We start from the raw sequence: 14168 nt of genomic DNA, 5'->3' as shown, positions 1-14168 counted from the left end.
AAAACCTCATGAAAAGAATGGTAGAAAAACCACCATACCCTTACAAAGAATTTTATTTATCATACGCCTAGTTCAATAAAATAAAACATAACATTTCTCCAAAATCTCCTGAACGTACATTAGCATATTCTGGGATTTCAGGAATTTTAAATTGATCGAAAAAGTTACGTATTGAGAGATCATTTGCTTTTGCTTGTTTTTCCAAATCATTTTTGCTGATATAATTAATACAAAAATCCTCAGGTAAGCTGTCTAAAAAGTCTTGTCTCTCATCTTCATTTAAAATGAATCGAACTAGTGCTCCTTCTGCAATTTCATTAAAATATCTCAATACGCTCATATAATTCTTTTTGCAATCAGTTCTTTCAATTAGTTTCCTGCCGAAATAAAATTCTTTAGTTCTTTATTTAATGTTGCACAACGTTCCGTGTATGAGCAGTAGCGGATTTCGGAGCGATTACTGTCCGCCACTACAAAAATAGGTTAAATGCGAGAACCTTCAAATTACTACTCCACCCGCTATTGCTTATACACATTGTTGTGTGCCCGTGCTTTCTTTTTTCCGTGTGTCGGGCAGCCATACTCTTTGGCAAGTTTTGGCTTGTGTGTCTGGATTAGCGACTTGCCAATGTGTATGGGTGTGAAGGGTTGGCAGACTTTCGCCAAGTTTTGTTTAAATATAGTAACTAAAAAGTTTGAAAAAATAGAAACTTAAATACAGTAATGCTAATCCACTTATAATCTGAATACTTTTACGTAACCAAGTTAATTTCGCAAGTTTTGAAACAGTACTTGCAAAAAGTCCGACTATTAAAAAAGGCAAGCCTCTTCCAATACCAAACATAAAGGCTAAAACTAATCCGTATAGAATGCTTGCTTTGGCTGCTGCTACTGATAATAATAATAGTAATGGGGCTGCCGAAGTTCCTAAACTAAAAATGAAACCATAAACAAAAGATCCACCTATTCCTGGTCTGCGAAGAGTCTCAAGTTGACGCACACGTAAATAAGGTCCATAAAAAGCAATACCTGCTGCGATAAGTGATACGCTGCCCATTACGATAGCCCAATATTTTCCGAATGTTTCAGTCAGAAATGCTCCTACATAGCCTGCTATTGCCCCTAAAATTGTCAGACATAGAATAATGCCTAAAAAAAAGGAGAAGGTAATGGAAAAACCTGTTTTGGATTCCCGCACTTCATTACTTCCAACATAACCTGCAAATCCAAGTCCGACAGGCAGAGTGCAAGGGCAAACCCCACTTGAAATTACGCCTGCCAACAAAGCAAGCCCTAAACTGAAAATTGAACCTTCTTGAAATGTAGACGAAAATTGGTTTAAAAAATGCTCCAAACTCATTCTGCCAACTCTTTTGGTTTACCTACCTGATAGCCCAATTTATTTATTGCTTCTATTAACTGTTCCTCTGTAACAATTAGAGCATCATACTTAACCCGTGCATTTTTATCTTTGAGACTAACATTAACTTCTTTAACTCCATCCATACTGGATAAAGTCTTTTTAACATTTGCAACACAGGACATACAACTCATACCTTCAATAGGCATTTCAATTGATTTTGCCTTTCCTTCATTTAAGCTTGTTTGGTTGTTTTGAGAAGTATTACCTGAACAAGCAAGAAGAAATGATTGTAGAATCAAAAAAAAGGCAAATGATTTTCTTATGCTCATAATTCCTCTTTTGGTTGATATCCTGCTTTTGTCAATGTGGCTATGAGTTCTTTTTCATTCGTTTCAGTGGGGCTAAATTTAATGTTCACTAATTTTTTCATAGCCTTCGTATTTACGTCTTCCACACCTTTTGTTTCCTTTAAAATATCGGATATTTTTTCCGCACAACCCTGACAAACCATGTTGTCAATGGTCAATGATATTTCTTTCATACTTTCCTTTTTATTGAGTAAAAATTCATAAATCTTATCAATCTCCTGCATTTTGTCTGTTAGTTCGTAAAGTCCTAAATCAGGAAATTGGTTTTTAATAATTGCTATTCGTTCTTCTTGTCCACAATTACCCGGACAGGCTTCCAATGCCTCCGAAATTTTCATTGCCAAAGTTTTCCTGAATACTTCATCTAAAAGAAGCTGCTGAGTTTTTTCAAAACCTTTGTTAACCGCTTTAAACTGATTTAATATTTGGGCAGGGTCATTGCTTTCGTCAAGCATTTTTATTACTCCTACAACCTGACCTTTAATGCTATTTAGTCGGTCTTTAAGGTCTTTTGTCAAATCTCTTGGCAACATATTAATTAAGTTAAAAACCACCCAACCTCCATTATTTGCAAGTTGGGTGGTAATGGGTTAATAAATTAAATGGCTTTACCAATACCTGCTGCTGCTAATTCTTCCTTACTTACTCCTCTGTTCTGACAACAAGCAAGTAATTTCCCGTTAACTGCAACCGCTGGTAGAGAAGTAATGTTATACTCTTTCATTTTGTCTACGCAGACTTTGTCGTCACATTGTTTAACAAGGTCGTAAACGGTTACTTCACAAGAGTCGCAAGCCATTTCTTTTACTGTTTTTACAGTTGGTTCACATACCGGACACCCGGCTGTAAATACTTCAATTTGTCTTTTCATTGTTTTACGTTTTTAATGATTAATATTAACTACGGTACAAAGGTGCGACTGGTCAGGGGGTGGTCTCCAAGTTTATTTTCAAATATTTTTAGTTTTCTATCGAACGAGGGGAAATTCAGGCTCTTTTGGTTTTTCTGTAGTTGATTTATTAGCAACAACTTTCTTTCTCTTGAATTGAAGGACATTTTACAGAACCATAACTACAATAGACACAGCAATCCCCTTTATTAGGTTTCAAAACTGTTTTACAATTCTCACACTCGTAAAAAAATTGACAAGCATCAGTTGGCATATCCTCCACTTTTTTATGTCCGCAGTTTGGACAAGTAATTTCTGATTTTAATTGGACTTCCATTTGTTTTCTTTTTTATCGGTTACTTTATACCCTGTTGAGTTAATTGCTTTCTCGATTTCCTTTTCATTGGTTTTGGTTTTGTCAAATTCAACGATTGCATTTCCATTTTCGTAGGACGCTTTTGAGTTTACAATTCCGTTGAGTTTATTTACTTCGTGATTGACGTGTTCTTCACAACTCACACAAGTCATTCCGCTGATTTTAAATTCCGTTGTTTTAATGTCCGATTTGTCAACTACGATTACTTGTTTTTCTGTATTTGGGTAAAAAATTCCTGAATAGTATGGGAAAGCCAACATCACAATTGCAAATACAGTTACAATTCCTAAAAATTTCTTTGATTGAATAAATTTTGGTTTTTCGTCCGTTTCGCATTCACAGTCAATTTCTTTACGAGGTTTTAGTTTTTGATACCAAGCAAAACCGAGAACTAAAATTGTCAGTCCGATTAAATAAGGTCTAAAAGGTTCTATCCAAGAAAATGTTGAAGCAATTCCGCTCGTTCCTGCGATTAGAGCCAAAACTGGTGTAATACAACATAATGAAGCTGTAATCGCGGTTAACAAACCTGCACCAATTAATTTGTTTTCACTTTTCATATCGTTTCCAAGATTTTGTTTTTATCAAGTATCTCAAAGAACGGATTTAACATTTTTTCGTATTCCGCTGTCAATGAGTAAAATATTGTTTGAGCTTCTCTTTCCGTTTCTATTAAATTTCGGTCTTTCATTTTTCTCAAATGTTGAGAGATTGCAGAAATGTTCATACCAAGAATATCGCTTAAATCACAAACGCAAAGTCTTTTTTCCTCAAAGAGTAAGTAAAGTATTTTCAGCCGAACGCTATTTCCAACTAATGAAAGTCTGTTTGCTAAATAGTCGAACGATTCGTTTAATTCCGAAACTGTCTCTTTACAACGATTTATCTGTTTAATATCAGCTTGTTGTCTTATGCAAGAATTATTTTCCATAAAACAAAGTTACATTTATTACTTATTTAAGCAAATACTTAAATATAAAATTCTCAAGCGTTGGGAAAATTTAGGCTCTTTTGCTTGTGAAGTGGTCGCACGTGCGTTGGGGCAAGCAAATGTGCCTAAATGTGCGGTTGGCTTTTTCGCATGGCACACAACATCTGTATATAGCTATGTCTTGAAAGGGCAGTTGCGTGTATATGTACTATGTCCACAACTCATCTCCTGATTTCGCTGGTCAAATTAAGGAATTCGGATAAGAAATCAAGCCCTATTCACTGCAATTATCGGATTCATCATCCGCTTTCCATTCATCCAATTTCCAAAGTGAAGTTCCTTCGCCAATTATTCCGGCATTTATTTGATGAACGAATCGTAGGAATCCGGAAAGCCTGCGGTCAACACCGTTATTTCCTGGATTAGGCGTTTTACACCGTATTCAGCATTTGAAGCCTTATCAAATGTCTCTTCATCGCAGGATGCGATTTACTAACAGAGAACAACCTGACTTTCTTGAAAATTTATTCTTCCCTGCGGTTGTTCCATCAAGTAGGTATGTCCGAGCTTGGGAAAAGTGATACCTACCCCAATCGAAATCGAATCGGAAGATACATCCATGCAGTGGTGGGACTGCCTTGAAGATCACGGGCAGGCAGGAAACCCCCGGCGTATCGTTCCAGTACCCGTTCCACTTCTTTGACCAGGCTGGGATCTGAGGAAGCGCGGTTTACCACGAAGCTATCCATCAATTCCCCCCGCTCATCGATTTTCAGACCAAGCCAGATTTCCCCTTCTGCCCGGTTATTTCTGGCAGATTGGGGATAGGACAGGTTCTTGCCCAGGAATTCGTTCCAGGCCTTCATGTCAGGTAAACCAGGCTTAAAAATATCCCTATCCACGGCTTCCTCTTCTCCGTCGGGGGCTATAAAGAAGCCTTCGCAGTTTAGTGAGCTATCGCAAACCAGGTCGAGCACCGGTTTGTCCCCAACAAATACTTTGGTATAGTTGGCATTATCTTTCCGATACTTGAACTGCGTATACTTCAAGGTGCCATCCGAGGCATAATGTTTCTCTTCTTCCCAGACCGGCTCTAGAGGCTCAGACGCTTCAAACATCGATTTTTTCGCAGAGACTAAAGCGTAATTAAGGTCATAGGTTTTTTCTACCAATTCCCCCTCCGGGGAAACGGTGACTATTTTGCTGTATTTTTGATCTTCATCGCCGGATGCTATGGGCAAAAAATGCGCGTCCAGGGGGATGATTTTTCTTTCCTGCGCTTCCACAAGACCCGGGAATCCCAAATATCCAAGTCCTACAACCAATCCAAAAAACGTCCATTTACCCTTCATCATATCGCTAAACTATCACAATTTTGACAAATTACCAACTAGAAACTTATTTCTATCTCCTTGGCTTTTGCCTTCTACAAAGACATTTATGCAAAGCATTTAAACCCATTCATCAATCCAAACCGATAACGACCTTACTGTATAACCATGTCCATTGTCGAAAATTTAGATGTCATGATGGCAAAACGGAAAATATCCCTGAACGAACTCTCCGAAAAGGTGGATATCCCCTATCCAATCTTTCCATCCTTAAGACCGGTAAGGCAAAAGCCGTCCGATTTACCACCTTGGAAGCGATCCGCAAGGCCTTCGATTGTCAGCCGGGGGATATGCTGGAGTTTGTGGAGGATTGAAATAATATAGTTTCTGACAAGTTTTAATATATATGAACTACAAAGGCCACTCTGATACAGAAGTAATCGCCAACCGAATACCTAGCGGCAACAATAATAAATGTAAAATATCCAAAAATCTCATTTGGAAAATATTGCTTGAAATCGTATGTTTCAACCAAAGGACTGAACGCTGGACTACCTACAAATTCGACGGGGAGTCCCCTATTGGTGCAGCCTCATCTTAAGCAGGCCCAAGCGTTAAGAAATCATTCGCCGCGGCGGATGATTTTAGCGATGAGCCGAACATGCAGGGAGATACAGTCTGTACCGATTCATCGGTAAGGCCCTTACCTACGTTTGGTCGAGTGAGGGGTGCTCCGCAGGCTTATGGTTATGGCCTGCGGCCATCCTCGATTATAGGCAGTCTCTCATTTTTTCATTGCTTCGGCTTTTAATTCTTTCGGCATTTTTTCAATGGCGTAACGAAGTGCTATCCGTGGCATTACCTCTTTTTTTGATACCACATAATCAAAAACTTCCTTTTGGTTACTTTCACTTGCAGCTTTCAACATCCAACCGTAACCTTTTTGCACCATATCGTCTTTATCTAAAAGTAAAATGTCTGCAATTTCAAATATTTCTTTCAGAAACAATCCCTTTCTTGCAGGTATAATCAGGCTTACGGCAGAAGCTCTTTTTGTCCATCGATTATTTGATTTTGCCCATTTCTTTAATTCGTTAAGATATTCGGGATACATCATTATAAATGTTCCTATGGTATGGTTACAAAGTGTATCGCAATCTGCCCAATTGTTTACATATTTATTCACCAAACGTTTAAAAAATTCAAAGTCAGCGGTTTCGTATTGTTTCTTTAAAGACTCAGTAAACTTGCAAGCAATTATCGCTTCTTCAAGATACCCGGATTTCCATAGCTCTTCGCAAATATCAAAAACATGTTGTTTGGAATACGTCTTTATCTGTTTGTTTAATTCCTTTGCTATTTTGGTGACTTCGGCAGTTTTAGCTCCATAGACTAAAGCTTTCTCTCCTTTTTTAAAAAAACGACTCGCATCATTCCGTGTTTTAATACCGGCATTATTTTGCAATGCCAATCTTATTTTATCCATTAGTTCTTCTTTCATCAGGTTGAAATTTTATCGAAGGTTCTTTTTATAGTTGAGCAGAGTTTTAAAGCCTTCAAAGGATTCTTCATCTTTTATATCAACCATCAGTGGAATCAGTTTGCCTGTTGGCTTTGTGCTTGAAAAAGTAGATTTAATTTCTTCGTTAAAACTTAAACCCAATACTCCCGGACGAGTTTTTTCAGCAAAAATGAAACTGGCTTTAATGAAATTCTCCCAGATGGAAATCCAAACAATCTTTTTTTTCTTGCAAATAGCTTTTCCGTCTTTTTAATATCTCCATTCAAGGTCAATTCCTGTTGTTATGAAATATTCAGCAGTTGAAGCTAGTAGAAAATAGGAATCTAAGTTTGTAAAGCTGGTTAACCTCTGCCTGGCTTATTTTTAAAAGACAAAAAAGTGCTATTTCTTCCACTAATACCAACAAAACCAGTACGGCTGCCGGCTTCAGGGTCATATTTCCTTTACGGGCTTATCAGGTTTGGCATAGGCCAATCTGCCCAGCCTTTTCCCTACATGATAGGCATCGATCCCTGAGGAAGTAACCGTACCTAACTTGTCCAGATCAATAAAACCATCTTCACCCAATGCCTTTTCTTCAACATAAACATGTTCAATCTTTCCAATAATCAAAACAGTTTCATTGATAGACAGGGTGATTTGATCTGCCAGACTACAACCAATTTTGAGCGGACTATCTGACACATAGGGAGCCTTAAAGTCATCTTTATATTCCTCTTTTAACCCTGTTGCCTCAAATTCGGAAATTTTCCACCGGGCGCTGCATTGATGCGCAGCTTTATAAAAAGATGCCATTACATGATTTAAGGTAAAGCATTTGTTTTGACGAATATTTTCCAAAGTATGTCGCTCTACCGAATGAGGCCTGAACAAAACACCTACCAAAGGGGGATTCGCTCCAATATGAAAAACCTGACTAAAAGGGGCAAGATTGGTCACCTTGGTTTCCTGATTAATAGTGCCAATAAGATTCAGGCTTTTATAACCACTAAGACAGTTTATAAAATCTCTTCGGAATCCTTGTTCAGCATCAAGGATGTCCTGTAGGGTAAAATGCTTCATCAGGTAACAATGGCTTCCTCCAGTGAATCACAATATTTAATATCCAGGTTGTCAATAATGTTTCCCGGATTTTTTTCAAGTATCTCTTTCTTGGCAATCATCACCATTTTTTCAAACCATTTTTCCGGGGGCAGGATTTTACGGTGTACCGTAATGCCTTCAGCATACATTTCTTTTTTCCAATCAAGGAAATACCATTCCATGCTGGGTTGATGAAAAGCCCTGAGTGCTCTCTTGTCAAAAATAAATTTATGAAATTTTCCTTTTCTTATAATGGCTGATATTTTGTGGAAAGTTTCTTTGAAATCTTCAATGGGTACATAATCGACCAGAAGTTCGCAAACGATAGTTCCGCTGATTTCATTGACCAAAACCCTGGCGTATCTTCCTTCAAAAGATAGGTCAAAGTTTTTCATCGCCGATTTATTCAAGGTGTCATTCATTTTTAGCAGGTTTAAAAGCAATTACCCCTAATTTTACGGAATAAGTGAATAATAGATTTAGTGAAAAGAGTTTTTCCTTTGCTTTTTTTCATTTTCTACCTCCTCCTTAAAATTATCCAGATCCTCTTCCAGCTTTATAGCATAGTTTATGGTGGTTTTCATCAGCTCCTGCTGCGCTTCTATCTGTTCTTTCAAACGAGAAAGTTCCAGATTCATTTCCAGCAATTTTTCTTCATAAGCTCTTCTAAGCCGTTCTTTCTCTATTTGCGCTTTTTTAAGCTCTGCCTTAAAAATCAAATATGATTCAGGTGGAGTCCTCATATTACTCTTAAATTTATTTTAGGGACAATACCCTTTTTCATCTACACTTTGTTCAACCTAAATGTTGTAAGATAATGAAATTTTATCTAACGCTGGATAAGCCTCCGTCTATTTTTAAAACCTGGCCTGTGGTCCATGATGATTTTTCTGACAATAAAAAAACCACCGCCTCTGCCATATCATTGACATTTCCATGTCTTCCAAGGGGGTGCCTTCTGCCTGCAGCCTCCTTCTTTTCAGGACTGGACAATAAAGCTTCCGCCAGAGGAGTATCTGTAAGGGATGGGGCGATGGTATTTACCCTGATACCAGCATTGGCCCATTCGGCGGCCAGGGACCGGCTCAGCCCTTCAACTGCACCCTTGGCTCCAGCAATGGAGCTATGAAATCCCATCCCCGTTTGTACTGCAACGGTACTGAATAATACAACCGAAGCGTTGCCTGATTTTTTCAATGGCTTTTGCAATGCCTGCAATACTTTTACAACCCCTAAATAATTTATTTCAAGGTCTTTTTGAAAATCAGAAAGTGAAATACGGTGAAATGGCTTAAGGTTAATCGTTCCAGGACAATATACCAACCCATGCACTTCCTCGGGTATGCCTTCTATTTCTTTGAAACCTGAAGTGATATCCAAATTTCCGGATCCGGTTTTTGATTTGGAGAAGGCAAACACGTTTGCACCCTCTTTTTCCAATAGCTCTTTCACTTTTCCACCTATGCCACTGTTTCCCCCAATAATCACAATATTTCTATGCTCCATTTTCATTATATTTTACTAATACAATCCATTAAACTTTAAATTGTTTGCTTCTTTTAGGTATTAAACCAAAATTTAATGCTGCCTTGGAATAAAAAAAATCTCCCGTCAAAGCCACTGACGGGAGATAACTGATATATAATGAAGCTTTTGATTTATTAAATTTTCAGCTACCTGGGCAATTCCAGATATTTGAGAAATTCATTTCTTTTTTGATCCTCTTTCTCAAATATTCCGCTATAAAAAGAAGTCACTGTACTACTGCTGTTGTCTTTAACACCTCTGCTGGAAACACACATGTGATCCGCATCCAGGATTACGGCTACATCTTCTGTACCAAGTGCTTCCCTGAGCTCATTGCCGATCTGTACAGTCAGTCTCTCCTGTACCTGAGGCCTTTTGGCAAAATACTGAACAATACGGTTTATTTTGGACAAGCCGATTACATGACCATTGGAAACATAGGCGACATGTGCTTTACCGAAAATAGGCACGAAATGGTGCTCACAGTGGGAATAGAAGGTAATGTCTTTCTCTACCAACATTTCCTTGTACCGAAATTTATTCTCAAAAAGTTTGGCCTCCGGTTTATTTTTTGGATCAAGACCACTAAAAACCTCTTTAACAAACATTTTTGCTACCCGCTTGGGTGTGCCTTTAAGGCTATCATCGGTTAAATCCAGGCCCAGTACATACATGATTTCCTTAAAATGTTTTTCTATCAATTCCATTTTAAGCTCATCATCCATCTCAAAGGCATCTCCCCGCAATGGCGTATCATGTGAAAATGCCACATGCTCATCGCCCAATTCCTCTATATTGAGATCAATTCCCGCTGAATTCAACAAAGTTTCTTTCTGTTTCATATAATCGAACTGTTAAGTCGTATTTTTTTTCAATTTTTTCTCTCAAAATATTCCAAATAACCACAGCAATGTTTTCTGCAGTTGGGTTAAGGGTTTTAAATTCATCTGTATCTAAATTTAGGTTTTTGTGATCAAATCTATCGCTAACATACTGCTTTATCAGATCCTTTAACAGCTTCATGTCGTAGACATAACCTGTATTGGGATCAATAGGACCCTCAAGCTTTACAATAAGGTCATAGTTGTGTCCATGATAATTATCATTATTACACTTTCCAAAAACTTCCCTGTTTTTTTCTGCTGTCCAGTTGGGATTGTGCAAACGGTGTGCGGCATTAAAATGAGCTTTTCTGTAGACGGCAACTTTCATAGGATTTTTAACAGCTATATCCTTAATTTTGTTTAATAAAAGGAAAAATTAATTCAACAAAAATAATAACTCCTTCTTTCCCAGAAGATTTCATTTAAAGTAAAATATTGTCAGTTCGTATTTTTGTCAAATGATTTCCAACGCAAACAACAACAGTTTTAGGGCAATGGGTTCAAAATTGTTTCAATTTAAAGCCTTCAAATAGATAAAAAATTGAACTGAAAATAATATTTTTATGGTTAAGATGTTGTTAATTGGATCAGGGGAGAATTCAAAGTATCCCTGTGACCTTAAGATCCTTTTCTTTAATCATCCTTAATATGGTAAACAGGCTTATTATTATACTTCTTTTTCTAGCCAGTCCGGTGCTTTCCTTCGGAGATGGCAGGTTATCTATTCATGAACATAGAAATATCCGGACAATGGCCGCAAACCATTCAGATAAGTTGTCCGTGCTAACTGATTTAATCTGGCGAAATATTCAACAAGAGTCGGTATTATTAAGAAAGGAGGTTTTGGAACTGGCTTTGAGGGGATACCAGCGCATGCAGGAACAAGGCCTGATAAAAGAAGGCAAACCTTTAACCGTAATTGATTTTGACCTTCCCTCTACCCAGAAGAGACTTTGGGTCATCGATATGAAAAGTCAAACATTGCAACATACCTCTCTGGTGTCACACGGGAGAAACTCAGGCCTGGTCAAAGCCGAAAAATTTTCCAATACACCGGAAAGCCATATGAGCAGTTTGGGTTTTTATTTAACAGGCGAAACGTACATAGGCAAACACGGAGCGTCCCTGCGGCTCGACGGGCTCGAAAGGGGGATCAATGATCAGGCCAGATCCAGGGCAATAGTGATTCATGCTGCAGATTATGCAGAGCCTTCATTTTTGAAAAATTATGGCCGATTAGGCAGGAGTTTGGGCTGTCCGGCACTTCCAACGGAGCACTATGAAGAAATAATTGCATTGATTAAGGAAAAAAGCTGTCTGTTTATCCATGCTGATCAACGTTCCTATAAAGAAAAATCAGTTTTCGTGAATCAGGGGTAATTGCAGTAGTTTTAACAATTCACCGTCTCTGGAATAGATATCCCTTCTAATGTTTTCCCTGAACGCCCCATCTGACCAAAAAGTAAGGTACAGGATGATTACGGGTATTTTCTTTTTTAAGGTTACCGTTTGTTCTTTACCGCTTTCCATGGCATTTCTTATCCTTTCTTCATTCCATAACGGTTGGTCGGAAAGCAACAGTTGGGCCAGTTCAAAGGGTTTCTGAATACGGATACAACCTGAGCTTAAGGCCCTGTCTGCCCTGAAAAACAATTCTCTGGATGGTGTATCGTGAATGTAAACGTTGTATTTATTGGGAAACATGAATTTCACCAATCCCAAAGCATTATGCCTTCCGGGTGTCTGCCGCACCATGTAGGGGAAATTATTGCGACTGATACCGGACCAGTTGATGGCTTTCGGGTCAATCTCCCTACCGGAAAAATCCAGGATTTTCATCCTTTTGACGGCCAAATAACCAATGTCTTTTTTTACTGCCGGAATAACGTCATTTTTTAGAATGGTAGGTGGTACCGTCCATGTTGGACTAAAGACAAGGTAGGACATTTCTGCATTGAATACAGGAGTCTTTCTATAGGATTGCCCCACAATCGCATTGGAGTGTAATAAGGTGTCCCTTTCCCGGATATAATCCATGGAATAGTTGGCGATGTTTACAAGCACAAATTCCTGAAGTGTAGTATCGGGAAGCCATCTAAGCCTTTCCATATTTACCATTGCCTTATCTATCAAAGCCTTTGGGTCTTGGTTTAATGCTTCAATGGTTGCTTTTCCAAGTTTCCCATCCGGGAGAAGTCCGTTTCGCAGCTGAAATCGCTTCACCCCTTCCATCATGAGACTGTCGTAAACTTCAATTTCCCCCACACCCTGCGCATAGTTTTCCAGATCTTTCCAAAAGATCAGAATATCCCTGATAGCAGGAATCTGGGTAGCAGCTTGTCCCGGTTCAAGTGGTTCTTCGGGAACCGGATTTTTCCAATTTAGGCCCGTAGAGGCTTGTTCCATCTCGTAGTACTTTTTTAAAGACTGTCTCATCCTCTGGTAAATTGGAAACTTTGGATGAAGACTAAAAAGCTGTTGACGGACATTTTGCTTTGCCAGAGCCAGGTTTAGTTTTTCAAGCAGCCTGGGATCATCTTCTTTGGATTGGATATCCCAGATGCCCTCCAGGTGTTCGGGATGCACTTTCCCCTGGTACAAATGTTTGGCCAACAGCATAAACGCATCACTGAGTAAGATATCCATCTTGGCAAGCTCTTTTTCTGTGAGGATTTCATCGGACAGGGATCTTTCAAACAAAAAATTAAGCTGTTCCAGGTGATAATCTGCCGGCACCAGCCCATCAAACTTAGACTGCTGGATGAGCAGTCTTAATTCCAGTGCTTCGCAGGAAGGTTTTGATTCCTCCAGCCAGCCGGGCAAAAATGCCCTTTCCGAATAAAAGGTAAGGAGATAAGACCTGGAGTAAATCCTGCCGGCCTGAAATTCCATGCTGACTTGGGATTCATCTCCTTCTAATAATGCTCTTATTTCCATTGGCGTATCTTGATAGGATACTTCGCTAAATGCTGAAAAAGGAAAAAAAATCAGGAAAAAGAGCGTGCCCGGGATATTAAATAAATGGTGAAATGGAATACTCATGTTAACTGGTAGTTTTGAAATTCCCTCCCCAGATCCCATGCCTTTTTCAGCATGGCCAGAAAGCCATCCATTTCAGCCAAAGGGACCATATTTGGACCGTCGCTCAAAGCTTTGGAGGGATCAGGATGGGTTTCAATAAAAAAACCATCAACCCCTGCAGCTCCTGCTGCCCTTGCCAGGTAAGGGGCCATTTGTCTTTGTCCACCACTGCTGCCCTGATTGCCTCCAGGCTGTTGCACACTGTGGGTCACATCAAAAACCACCGGTGCAAATTGTCTCATGATGGGTAAAGCCCGCATATCGACCACCAGGTTGTGGTACCCCAAAGAAAAACCCCTCTCGGTAAGGCAAACCTGCTGGTTGCCGGTGGAGCGGATTTTGTCTACAGCATACTGCATGTCTTCAGGAGCCATGAATTGCCCTCTTTTTATCTTTATGGCCTTTCCTGTTTTTCCTGCTGCCAGTAACAAATCGGTTTGCCGGCATAAAAAGGCGGGGATCTGAATCACATCTACTACTTCGGCCACAGCTTCCAGCTGATAGCTTTCATGCACATCGGTAACCAACGGTACCTTTAAAGTATTGCCAACAGTTTGTAATACCTCCAAAGAGCGATCAAAACCAATCCCCCTGAAGGATCCTCCGGAGGTACGGTTGGCCTTGTCGAAGGAAGCCTTGAATACAAAACCAAAGCCGTTTTTTTGGGCAAAAGCCTTGACCTGCTCACCGATTTCCAAACATATATCAAGGCTCTCAACGGCGCAGGGCCCGGAAAAAAGCACCGGCTCCCCTCCTCCCAGCTGGAGGTCTTCTCTTATCGACATGCGGTAAGGACTTACTATCATTGCGATG

Annotated in this window: 20 protein-coding genes and 1 pseudogene; 2 read left to right on the top strand and 19 right to left on the bottom strand. The window is 39.3% G+C overall.

Annotation, left to right across the window (positions count from 1 at the left end; genetic code table 11):
* Nucleotides 1–67 precede the first annotated feature (67 nt).
* The 9 genes from G9Q97_RS10285 to G9Q97_RS10245 form a co-directional block, all read right to left on the bottom strand.
* The gene (locus tag G9Q97_RS10285) at nucleotides 68–340 is read right to left on the bottom strand and encodes a hypothetical protein (protein WP_166146463.1); all 273 of its coding nucleotides are present in this window, start codon (nucleotides 338–340) and stop codon (nucleotides 68–70) included.
* A gap of 333 nt (nucleotides 341–673) precedes the next feature.
* Nucleotides 674–1360 (bottom strand): cytochrome c biogenesis CcdA family protein, encoded by a 687-nt coding sequence (locus G9Q97_RS10280; RefSeq protein ID WP_166146461.1) that lies wholly within the window; start codon nucleotides 1358–1360, stop codon nucleotides 674–676.
* On the bottom strand, nucleotides 1357–1692 hold the full coding sequence (locus G9Q97_RS24775; protein ID WP_222851963.1) for a heavy-metal-associated domain-containing protein: 336 nt from the start codon (nucleotides 1690–1692) through the stop codon (nucleotides 1357–1359). Before G9Q97_RS24775 ends, G9Q97_RS10280 begins: the two co-directional genes overlap by 4 nt.
* Entirely contained in the window at nucleotides 1689–2264 is a 576-nt protein-coding gene (locus G9Q97_RS10270; RefSeq protein ID WP_166146459.1) for a metal-sensing transcriptional repressor, read from the bottom strand. The genes G9Q97_RS24775 and G9Q97_RS10270 overlap by 4 nt, the downstream gene beginning before the upstream one ends.
* Before the next feature lie 65 nt (nucleotides 2265–2329).
* On the bottom strand, nucleotides 2330–2602 hold the full coding sequence (locus G9Q97_RS10265; protein ID WP_166146457.1) for a thioredoxin family protein: 273 nt from the start codon (nucleotides 2600–2602) through the stop codon (nucleotides 2330–2332).
* A gap of 148 nt (nucleotides 2603–2750) precedes the next feature.
* The gene (locus G9Q97_RS25025) at nucleotides 2751–2957 is read right to left on the bottom strand and encodes a GDCCVxC domain-containing (seleno)protein (RefSeq protein ID WP_166146455.1); all 207 of its coding nucleotides are present in this window, start codon (nucleotides 2955–2957) and stop codon (nucleotides 2751–2753) included.
* Nucleotides 2942–3556: a mercuric transport protein MerTP gene (gene merTP, locus G9Q97_RS10255; RefSeq protein WP_166146453.1), complete on the bottom strand. Its 615-nt coding sequence runs from the start codon at nucleotides 3554–3556 to the stop codon at nucleotides 2942–2944. The genes G9Q97_RS25025 and merTP overlap by 16 nt, the downstream gene beginning before the upstream one ends.
* Nucleotides 3553–3927: an ArsR/SmtB family transcription factor gene (locus G9Q97_RS10250; protein ID WP_166146451.1), complete on the bottom strand. Its 375-nt coding sequence runs from the start codon at nucleotides 3925–3927 to the stop codon at nucleotides 3553–3555. The genes merTP and G9Q97_RS10250 overlap by 4 nt, the downstream gene beginning before the upstream one ends.
* A 584-nt stretch (nucleotides 3928–4511) precedes the next feature.
* A complete protein-coding gene (locus tag G9Q97_RS10245; RefSeq protein WP_166146449.1) occupies nucleotides 4512–5282 on the bottom strand; it encodes an energy transducer TonB in 771 nt (256 codons plus the stop codon).
* A 144-nt stretch (nucleotides 5283–5426) separates the two neighbouring features.
* Here G9Q97_RS10245 and G9Q97_RS10240 point away from each other — a divergent pair.
* Nucleotides 5427–5632 (top strand): annotated as a pseudogene (locus G9Q97_RS10240) (helix-turn-helix domain-containing protein).
* Between the two features lie 410 nt (nucleotides 5633–6042).
* Here G9Q97_RS10240 and G9Q97_RS10235 read toward each other — a convergent pair.
* From G9Q97_RS10235 to G9Q97_RS10200, 8 genes are all read right to left on the bottom strand, one after another.
* Nucleotides 6043–6759, bottom strand: coding sequence for a DNA alkylation repair protein (locus G9Q97_RS10235; RefSeq protein ID WP_166146447.1), 717 nt, complete (start codon nucleotides 6757–6759; stop codon nucleotides 6043–6045).
* A 12-nt stretch (nucleotides 6760–6771) separates the two neighbouring features.
* On the bottom strand, nucleotides 6772–7014 hold the full coding sequence (locus G9Q97_RS25380) for a DUF3788 family protein (protein WP_166146535.1): 243 nt from the start codon (nucleotides 7012–7014) through the stop codon (nucleotides 6772–6774).
* 198 nt (nucleotides 7015–7212) lie between these two features.
* Nucleotides 7213–7842 (bottom strand): flavin reductase family protein, encoded by a 630-nt coding sequence (locus tag G9Q97_RS10225; protein ID WP_166146445.1) that lies wholly within the window; start codon nucleotides 7840–7842, stop codon nucleotides 7213–7215.
* Complete coding sequence (locus G9Q97_RS10220; RefSeq protein ID WP_246255564.1) at nucleotides 7842–8285, bottom strand: hypothetical protein; 444 nt, start codon at nucleotides 8283–8285, stop codon at nucleotides 7842–7844. Before G9Q97_RS10220 ends, G9Q97_RS10225 begins: the two co-directional genes overlap by 1 nt.
* Before the next feature lie 57 nt (nucleotides 8286–8342).
* A complete protein-coding gene (locus tag G9Q97_RS10215) occupies nucleotides 8343–8606 on the bottom strand; it encodes a hypothetical protein (RefSeq protein WP_166146443.1) in 264 nt (87 codons plus the stop codon).
* 82 nt (nucleotides 8607–8688) lie between these two features.
* Complete coding sequence (locus tag G9Q97_RS10210) at nucleotides 8689–9369, bottom strand: SDR family NAD(P)-dependent oxidoreductase (protein WP_166146441.1); 681 nt, start codon at nucleotides 9367–9369, stop codon at nucleotides 8689–8691.
* A gap of 167 nt (nucleotides 9370–9536) precedes the next feature.
* Nucleotides 9537–10232 (bottom strand): GTP cyclohydrolase I FolE, encoded by a 696-nt coding sequence (gene folE, locus G9Q97_RS10205; protein WP_166146439.1) that lies wholly within the window; start codon nucleotides 10230–10232, stop codon nucleotides 9537–9539.
* Complete coding sequence (locus G9Q97_RS10200; RefSeq protein WP_166146437.1) at nucleotides 10192–10602, bottom strand: 6-pyruvoyl trahydropterin synthase family protein; 411 nt, start codon at nucleotides 10600–10602, stop codon at nucleotides 10192–10194. Before G9Q97_RS10200 ends, folE begins: the two co-directional genes overlap by 41 nt.
* A gap of 320 nt (nucleotides 10603–10922) precedes the next feature.
* On the opposite strand from G9Q97_RS10200, the gene G9Q97_RS10195 reads away from it, so the two are divergent.
* Nucleotides 10923–11654: a murein L,D-transpeptidase catalytic domain family protein gene (locus G9Q97_RS10195; protein ID WP_166146435.1), complete on the top strand. Its 732-nt coding sequence runs from the start codon at nucleotides 10923–10925 to the stop codon at nucleotides 11652–11654.
* On the opposite strand, the gene G9Q97_RS10190 is transcribed toward G9Q97_RS10195, so the two are convergent.
* Together G9Q97_RS10190 and kdsA are read right to left on the bottom strand one after the other, a co-directional pair.
* Nucleotides 11631–13316: a L,D-transpeptidase family protein gene (locus G9Q97_RS10190; protein WP_246255563.1), complete on the bottom strand. Its 1686-nt coding sequence runs from the start codon at nucleotides 13314–13316 to the stop codon at nucleotides 11631–11633. The two genes, G9Q97_RS10195 and G9Q97_RS10190, sit on opposite strands and share 24 nt — an antisense overlap.
* A complete protein-coding gene (gene kdsA, locus G9Q97_RS10185) occupies nucleotides 13313–14161 on the bottom strand; it encodes a 3-deoxy-8-phosphooctulonate synthase (RefSeq protein WP_166146433.1) in 849 nt (282 codons plus the stop codon). The genes G9Q97_RS10190 and kdsA overlap by 4 nt, the downstream gene beginning before the upstream one ends.
* Nucleotides 14162–14168: the final 7 nt, after the last annotated feature.

Origin of the sequence: Cyclobacterium plantarum (genome assembly GCF_011290685.1) — a bacterium.
Lineage (GTDB): Bacteria > Bacteroidota > Bacteroidia > Cytophagales > Cyclobacteriaceae > Cyclobacterium > Cyclobacterium plantarum.
The sequence above is the reverse complement of the archived record's forward strand: the minus strand, read 5'-3'. Positions and strand labels throughout refer to the sequence as shown.